7 protein-coding genes and 1 pseudogene are annotated in these 7,060 nt (G+C 54.8%); 1 reads left to right on the forward strand and 7 read right to left on the reverse strand.

The features are described from left to right. Positions 1–117 precede the first annotated feature (117 nt). The 5 genes and pseudogenes from ACI1P2_RS26430 to ACI1P2_RS26450 all read right to left on the reverse strand — a co-directional run. A pseudogene (locus ACI1P2_RS26430) lies at positions 118–681 on the reverse strand (energy-coupling factor ABC transporter ATP-binding protein); the annotation flags it as partial. Next, the gene (locus tag ACI1P2_RS26435; protein ID WP_408976357.1) at positions 620–1,156 is read right to left on the reverse strand and encodes an ECF transporter S component; all 537 of its coding nucleotides are present in this window, start codon (positions 1,154–1,156) and stop codon (positions 620–622) included. The pseudogene ACI1P2_RS26430 and the gene ACI1P2_RS26435, both read right to left, overlap by 62 nt. Before the next feature lie 208 nt (positions 1,157–1,364). Further along, a complete protein-coding gene (locus ACI1P2_RS26440; protein ID WP_355325228.1) occupies positions 1,365–2,126 on the reverse strand; it encodes an energy-coupling factor transporter transmembrane component T family protein in 762 nt (253 codons plus the stop codon). Next, complete coding sequence (locus tag ACI1P2_RS26445; RefSeq protein ID WP_355325231.1) at positions 2,110–2,700, reverse strand: GNAT family N-acetyltransferase; 591 nt, start codon at positions 2,698–2,700, stop codon at positions 2,110–2,112. Before ACI1P2_RS26445 ends, ACI1P2_RS26440 begins: the two co-directional genes overlap by 17 nt. A 307-nt stretch (positions 2,701–3,007) precedes the next feature. Continuing rightward, complete coding sequence (locus ACI1P2_RS26450; RefSeq protein WP_355325234.1) at positions 3,008–3,313, reverse strand: hypothetical protein; 306 nt, start codon at positions 3,311–3,313, stop codon at positions 3,008–3,010. Positions 3,314–3,576: 263 nt separating this feature from the next. Here ACI1P2_RS26450 and ACI1P2_RS26455 point away from each other — a divergent pair, with 263 nt between their 5' ends. Next, positions 3,577–4,065 carry a GAF domain-containing protein gene (locus ACI1P2_RS26455; protein WP_355325237.1) on the forward strand — a complete coding sequence of 163 codons (489 nt, stop codon included), beginning with the start codon at positions 3,577–3,579 and terminating at the stop codon, positions 4,063–4,065. A gap of 233 nt (positions 4,066–4,298) precedes the next feature. Here ACI1P2_RS26455 and ACI1P2_RS26460 read toward each other — a convergent pair whose 3' ends face one another. Together ACI1P2_RS26460 and ACI1P2_RS26465 are read right to left on the reverse strand one after the other, a co-directional pair. Beyond that, positions 4,299–5,720, reverse strand: coding sequence for an aldehyde dehydrogenase family protein (locus tag ACI1P2_RS26460; protein WP_355325240.1), 1,422 nt, complete (start codon positions 5,718–5,720; stop codon positions 4,299–4,301). A 33-nt stretch (positions 5,721–5,753) separates the two neighbouring features. Next, positions 5,754–6,971 (reverse strand): MFS transporter, encoded by a 1,218-nt coding sequence (locus ACI1P2_RS26465; protein ID WP_355325243.1) that lies wholly within the window; start codon positions 6,969–6,971, stop codon positions 5,754–5,756. Positions 6,972–7,060 lie beyond the last annotated feature (89 nt).

A 7,060-nucleotide genomic window follows, 5' to 3' on the forward strand; every position in this document is an offset into this window, starting at 1 on the left:
CTGGAGCCGCCGGCAGAGGCGCACGAAATCGTGCCTGGCCGGCGGGTCCAGGTTCGCCGCAGCGTCGTCGAAGACGACAAGCTGCGGCTGCAGCGCGAGCACCGCCGCGATGCCGGTGCGCTGGCGCTGCCCGCCTGAGAGGCGGCGCACAGGGGAATGGCGCTCGGCAGCGAGGCCGACCGTCTCCAGCGCATCCTCTAGGCGGCGCCCGATCTCGTCCGGAGACACGCACAGATTCTCCGGACCGAAGGCCACCTCATCCTCCACCGTCTCGCGGATGAGCTGCGCATCAGGGTCCTGCAGCACGACCCCTGTATTGGAGGCAATGGCGGCGATATCCGCCTCCGCCGGGTCCTGCCCGAACACGGTCAGACTTCCTGTCCGTTCCCCCAGGTCGGCCCGGGACAGTGTGCCGTTAAAAAGCTGGCAGAGGGTCGACTTCCCGCTGCCGCTGGCCCCGACGATAGCGGTATGCTCACCGCCAGTAATCGACAGCGTCACTTCGCTCAGGGCAGGCACCTTCTCCCCATTGTAACAGTAACCCAGCTGATCCATGACGATGACGGGGAGCCTGCCTTCACCGCCGGCAGGCTCCCCGTTCCTATCTATCTGTCTCGCCTCAAGCACGCTCGTCACGGTTCCAGGCATAACGGCGCAGGAGTCCTGTACGGCCGAGGGCATCTCCAAGCCACTTGGTCAGCATGCCGCACAGCAGCACTCCACTGACCACGCGAACGACAAGCGCAATGATAAGCACCTGCCAGCCCCAGCTCGTATAACCGAACATATAGGCCGCTACGATAAACCACAGCGGAACCATCGCCCCGCCGGCGAGCATAAGCGCCCCCATATTCCATGCTTTGTGGCGCAGCAGGGCAAAGACCAGTTCGGCTGCAATCATATAGCAGAGCGCAGCCGCAATCGCCGACATAAAGCCGTAAGCCGTGCCCATGAACGACTGTACAAGCGCTCCGAACGCATACGTGATCACGGCCGTGCCGGGCTTGCGGATAATATAGTAGGCCAGCAGGCCATAGACCATGTACAGACCGACAATGGTCGAAGTGGCTATCGGCCCGCCAAGGCTGTTCAGGGTCTTGTTAACAACGGACAGATAAAAGGTCATCGCTCCGTTCGCGGTGGCGAGCATGGCCATCAGGACAATGTCAAAGGTGGTAAATGCAGAAAAACGAAATTTTTTCACAATCGGCACTCCTTATTCTCCCATTTCTGAATCACTCTCTTTCACATATTATGATAGGCACATTCTATTGTCAACCAATTTTATTATGGTTAGGTTGACAATAAGGGCGCAGTAACCCCTCTTTCTCCTCGGCTTGAGGACGGGACTGACCGGGGCTAGGTCAAACTGTCCATATCAGCAGCAGCACCGCGACCGCTAGTAGAGAAGCCCACCATGGCCCGGCAGGAGAAGCCTCGACCGGGCGTAAATAAGCCCTGTCGGGATAAGCGCCGAACCCCCGTCCTTCCATAGCCGATGCCGTCTGCTGCACACGGCGGATCGCGTTAACCAGGACGGCCAGAGCGTAACCCCCCCACCAGCGGGCCTTGCCTGCCAAGCCGCGGGGCGGCCTGCTTCCGCGCACGCGCCGCGCCGCTGCGATCACCTTGCCTTCCTCCTCCAACAGGGGCAGGAAAGTCAATGCGATGGACAAGCCGAAAGCGAATCTGTACGGAATCTTCAGCTTCTGATGAACGGCCTGCACGAAATCACGCGGAGCCGTGGTAGCGATATAAATGAATGAGGCCAGAAACAGCACGAACATGCGCAGAGTCAACGCTCCCGCCGTATTCCAGCCTTCATTCGTGATGACCAGCGGCCCCCATTCCCGCCACACGCTGCCGCTGCGGGCAGCCAGCAGGGTAAGTATGAAATAGGGAATGCCCATCCATACGAGAAAGGACATCACCTTGAGCTGCCTTGAGAAGGCAATGCCCGCCAGCAGTCTGGCCGCCAGAATCAGCGCCGCGAGCAGCGCAGCCTGCAGCAGCGCCGTATTCCAGATCATGCCGAGCAGGCTGACGCAGAACAGCATGATGAGCTTGCTGAGCGGACCGGCTGCGTGCAGTGGGAAGGTGCCGTTTGCTTTACTGTGAATTTGCATAGGTTCCATGCTCCTTCCTTTTCCACTCCTCATATAACAATGAATATATGAGCATGTCCTTGTAGCCAGTCGCTGTGTACTGAACCTGACGGAGCAGCCCCTCCCTGCTCCAGCCGAAGGATTCCAGCAAGCGCTGTGAAGGCTCGTTGCGCGGATCAATCATGGCCTCCAGCCGGTTCAGCCTCATCGTCTCAAACCCGAAGGCATGCAGCAGATCCAGCGCTTCGGACATATAGCCCTTTCTCCAGTGCAAACTGGACAGCTCGTAGCCGATTTCACCCTTGAAGGCCCCTTGCAGCTGCCAGTGATTAAAGCCGCAGCTTCCGATCAGTTCACGGTTCTCCTTCAGCTCAATGCCCCAGCGTACTGCATCCTCCGAAAAGGACAACCGGTTGAGCAGTTCAATCATATCCTCCGCATCCTCCGGCGAGGACATGGACTCTATGTTCATATAACGTGTTACCTCACTGTCCGACCAGAACGTGAAAACCCGGCGCGCGTCCCGTGCCTCCATTTTGCGCAGCCTGATGCGGCTGCCTTCCAACACGGGAATATTCCCCTTGCACTCATACATGTTCTTTCTTCCCCCACTTCCGGTGCACCCCTGCCTGCTTTCTAACATTGAAGCACAGGATGTTTGCAAATACAACCGCCCTCTGGAAAATGCAAAAGCACACCCTTGGTGCGGAGTGTTTCATGCTAGTCCCGCATTTGTAAGGATGTGCTTTTATTCTAAGTGGAAAAAAGATCACATTTTTCTCTTCCAAATAAGCGAACATACGTGCTATAATTCCTGTGTCAAACATTAAAAATTGAATCTGTCGGGTAGCGAGTCTAAATGCGGCTTGGCTTCTTTGCGTATACATCGATAGACGTTTTTCTCACGAAGATGCCCCTGACATCTGTTTTCGTGCATCTTCTACAACTTCGCTGCACATTATGCCCAGTACGTGCTGAATTTCTTTTAGCTCTTCGATTCCCGTGCCGGTGATACTGAATTGGTCGTCATGGGCGGTCAGGAAATTTTCCTGGGTCAAATGTTCAAGCTCCTGCTTGACTTCACGCTCACCCACACGATATCCCCGTTCCTCCAGAACAGGCTGGATGTCCCTGACGGTCAAATCCTGCTGCTGTGCGAAATATAACATATGGATGCGTATAAAGAGATTTTGAACTTCTGCATGCATGGTTGTATCTCCTCTCCGGCTTCAGGCCCGTTATTACAGTTACTTACCCTTCTGGCGGGTGGCAGAAACAAATCCTGTTTTTCCGGGAATTTTCAGTTTCTGTTCTCTTGACGCCAGAGGGCAAAGCATTATATCTTAAATTAATTAACCGCTGGTAGACAGTTCATGCATTTCCCCGGTAATTCACAGCCTCCTAGGAATTGAACAAGAGGCCGCCAGCAAATATGAATGTCCAGCCATGGGAAGACAGGAGTGAGAAAATCATGTTTCAAGCAATGCCCTATGAAGGGACACGCGCTGAACAGTACGCCTCGGTATTGACTCAGCTCAAAGGACTGATCCATGACGAACCCAACAATATAGCCAACCTGGCTAATGCAGCATCGCTGCTTTCGCACTTTCTGCAGGATGTCAACTGGACAGGCTTTTATCTGTTTGATGGGAAGGAGCTGGTGCTCGGGCCGTTTCAGGGTCTTCCGGCTTGTATCCGGATTCCACTGGGTCGGGGTGTATGCGGTACAGCGGCAGCGGAGCGCCGGACCATCGTTGTGGAAGACGTTCACAAGTTTCCAGGCCATATCGCCTGTGACGCAGCCTCCAACAGCGAAATCGTCGTTCCTCTCGTCAAGGACGGAGAGCTGATTGGCGTAATGGATATCGACAGCCCGCTCAAAGGCAGATTCGACAGCGAAGACCAGTCGTTTCTGGAGCAGTTTGCGGAGATCCTGACAGCTCAGCTGCAAGTCCAGTGAAATAAGGAACCTGTCAATCAGTAATCTGAGATTGCGGAATAAAACAAAGTGGCTGCCCAAAAGCACCGTGATGCTTATGGGCAGCCACTTTTCTATGATACGGACTGAGCAGCTCCTATTGCTGCAAAATCACGCTAATTCGGCTTCCTTGCGGACTGGGTTGCACTATAAATGTGCCTGCGGCAATCTCACGATAGTGCTGGCATAATCTCGCTGGCGATAGTTCCGTAATTTTAATTCCGGTTGATCACGATCAGCTTCACTTCCAGCATTTCTTCAACCGCATACTTCACGCCTTCGCGCCCGATGCCGCTTTGCTTGACGCCGCCGTATGGCATATGATCGACGCGGAAAGTTGGAATGTCATTGATCATCACTCCGCCAACATACAATTTGTCTGCCGCGTCAAGAGCAGTAGCAATGTCCTTCGTATAAATTCCAGCCTGCAGCCCGTAAATGGATGCATTGACTTTGCCCACAGCTTCGTCTACGGAAGCGACGCGCTCAATGATGACAAGCGGCGCGAATACCTCGCGGCTGGAGACGCTGGCCTGCGGGTCCACCTGCAGCAGTACCGTTGGCTTCAATACAGTGCCATCGGTTTCACCGCCTAGAGCCACTGCGGCCCCCATGCTGACAGCCTCACCGATCCACTCCTGAACACGCTGTACATCCCTGGCGGAAATCAGGGCGGATACATCGGTATCCGGATCGAGCGGGTCGCCAATGCGCAGCTTCTGTGAAGCCTTAATGAATTTATCTGTGAATTCATCATAGCAGTCTTCCAGCACGTAAATGCGCTGCAGAGAAATGCATACCTGCCCCTGATTGGTGAATGCTCCGCTCACACAGCGGGGCACAATGGCATCGATGTCTGTGCCGCTGTCGATAATGACAGCCGAATTAGAGCCAAGCTCAAGCGTTACACGCTTTAACCCCGCTTTGGCACGGATTTCCGTACCTACGGCAGGACTGCCTGTAAAGGTGATAAAGTTAACGTGCGGGTCCGTAACCAGCCGGTCTCCGGCAACTTTCCCGTCTCCGCTCACCACGTTCAGCGCCCCGGCGGGCAGCCCGGCTTCCTCCAGCAGTTCAGCCAGCAGATAAGCAGACAATGGCGTCTGCTCCGCCGGCTTGAGCACGATCGTATTGCCTGCCGCAATGGCAGGACCGACCTTATGGGCAACCAGGTTCATAGGAAAATTAAACGGTGTAATGGCTCCCACCACACCAACGGGTTCCTTAACCGTATAAGCAAGGCGACCTTCCCCTCCAGGGGCGGCATCCATCGGAACCGTCTCGCCATGGATGCGTTTCGCTTCTTCAGCTGCGAATTTATAGGTTTGTACCGTCCGGTCAATCTCGGCCAGAGCCGTCTTGATTGGCTTGGCCGCTTCCAACGCAATCAGACGCGCAGCTTCGTCCTTGCGCTCCTCCAGCAGCACAGCCAGCTTCTCCAGAATGGCGGCACGGCGGTGAGCCGGCAGCGCACGCATGGCCGATTTCGCTTCTGCCGCTGCCTGAACAGCCGCATCAACATCCTCGGCAGCAGCCTCCGCAACCTCGGCGATGACCTCGCCGCTATATGGCGAGCGCAGCGTCCTGTATTCCTTCGTCTCTACTTGTCGGCCGTTAATATATAAATGTCTTTTCATAGAATGTTCTCCCCTCCCTGTCCGGAGTCCGGATCAGTGACTTGAATCCATTCGGATCTGATTGACATGATGGCGACGGATCAGCAATACCGCAACGCCGATCAGAACCATTAAAGCTCCGAAATAAAACGGTGCCTCTGCAGTGTACCACTCGGACAGCTTTGTAGCCAGCCATGGCGAAATGGCTCCCCCCATGAAGCGCAGGAAGCTGTAAGCAGCCGAAGCCGTTGAACGTTCAACCGGTGCAGACTGCATCACGGCCGTTGTAATCAGTGTATTGTTAATGCCGAGGAAAATACCGGCAATGATCACCGCGATAATAACCGTAACAGGCGAACCCATCACGGTGCCGACAGCCATTGCGATCAAATCGAGGGCAAACAGCGTCAGCATGATGCTGATCGAGGATACCGTACTCATACGGGACTGCAATCTTGGGGCTACAAACACTGATGTAATTGCCAGCATAATCCCCCAGCCAAAAAATACGTACCCAAGCCCCCGTTCATCCAGATCCATAACATAAGGCGAATAAGCCATCAATGTGAAAAATCCGAAGTTATACAGCAAGGCCACAATGCCCAGCGTCAGCAGCGCCGGATAGGAAAGCGCCTTGAACGGATCAGCGATTGAGCCGCGCTGCGCCGGCTTCGGAATCTTGGGCAGCATAATCATGATAAATAAAAAGGCGATCACCATCAATGCCGATACGCCGAAAAAAGGCCCCCGCCATGAAATGGAACCCAGCACTCCGCCAAGCAGCGGACCTACCGAGATGCCAAGACCCAGCGCGGCCTCATAGAGAATGATGGCTTTGCCTGTCCCCGAGGTGGACAAGCCAACGATGGCCGACAGCGCCGTGGCGATGAACAGGGCGTTGCCTAGCCCCCAGCCCGCGCGGTAGCCCACTATACCGTTCACCGTATCGGCCGTTCCGCCGAGTCCGGAAAAGACAACAATAAACAAAATGCCGATCAACAGTGTCCATTTCACGCCTAACCGGCTTGATACAAATCCTGTAATGAGCATCGCGACCCCGGTCACCAGATTGTAGCTGGTGAACAGCAGCGAAACCTGGCTTTTGCTGGCATGCAGCTGCTCAGCAATGGCCGGCAAAATCGGATCCACGAGCCCCAGACCCATAAAAGAGATTACACAAGCAAATGCTACAGCCCATACTGCCTTCGGCTGCGTGAGCAATCCAGAGCGCGCACGTATTTCATCCGCCCCGGCAGCCTTTGTATTACTCATAATTACTTCCTCCCTTGTATGTTAAGAGCATCTCCTGATTTGGGGTTGCTCTTTTCCTTTTGCTCTTTGAAAAATGAATAAGTTGAAAT

The organism is Paenibacillus jiangxiensis (assembly GCF_046098255.1).
In the GTDB taxonomy this organism is placed as follows: Bacteria; Bacillota; Bacilli; order Paenibacillales; family Paenibacillaceae; genus Paenibacillus; species Paenibacillus jiagnxiensis.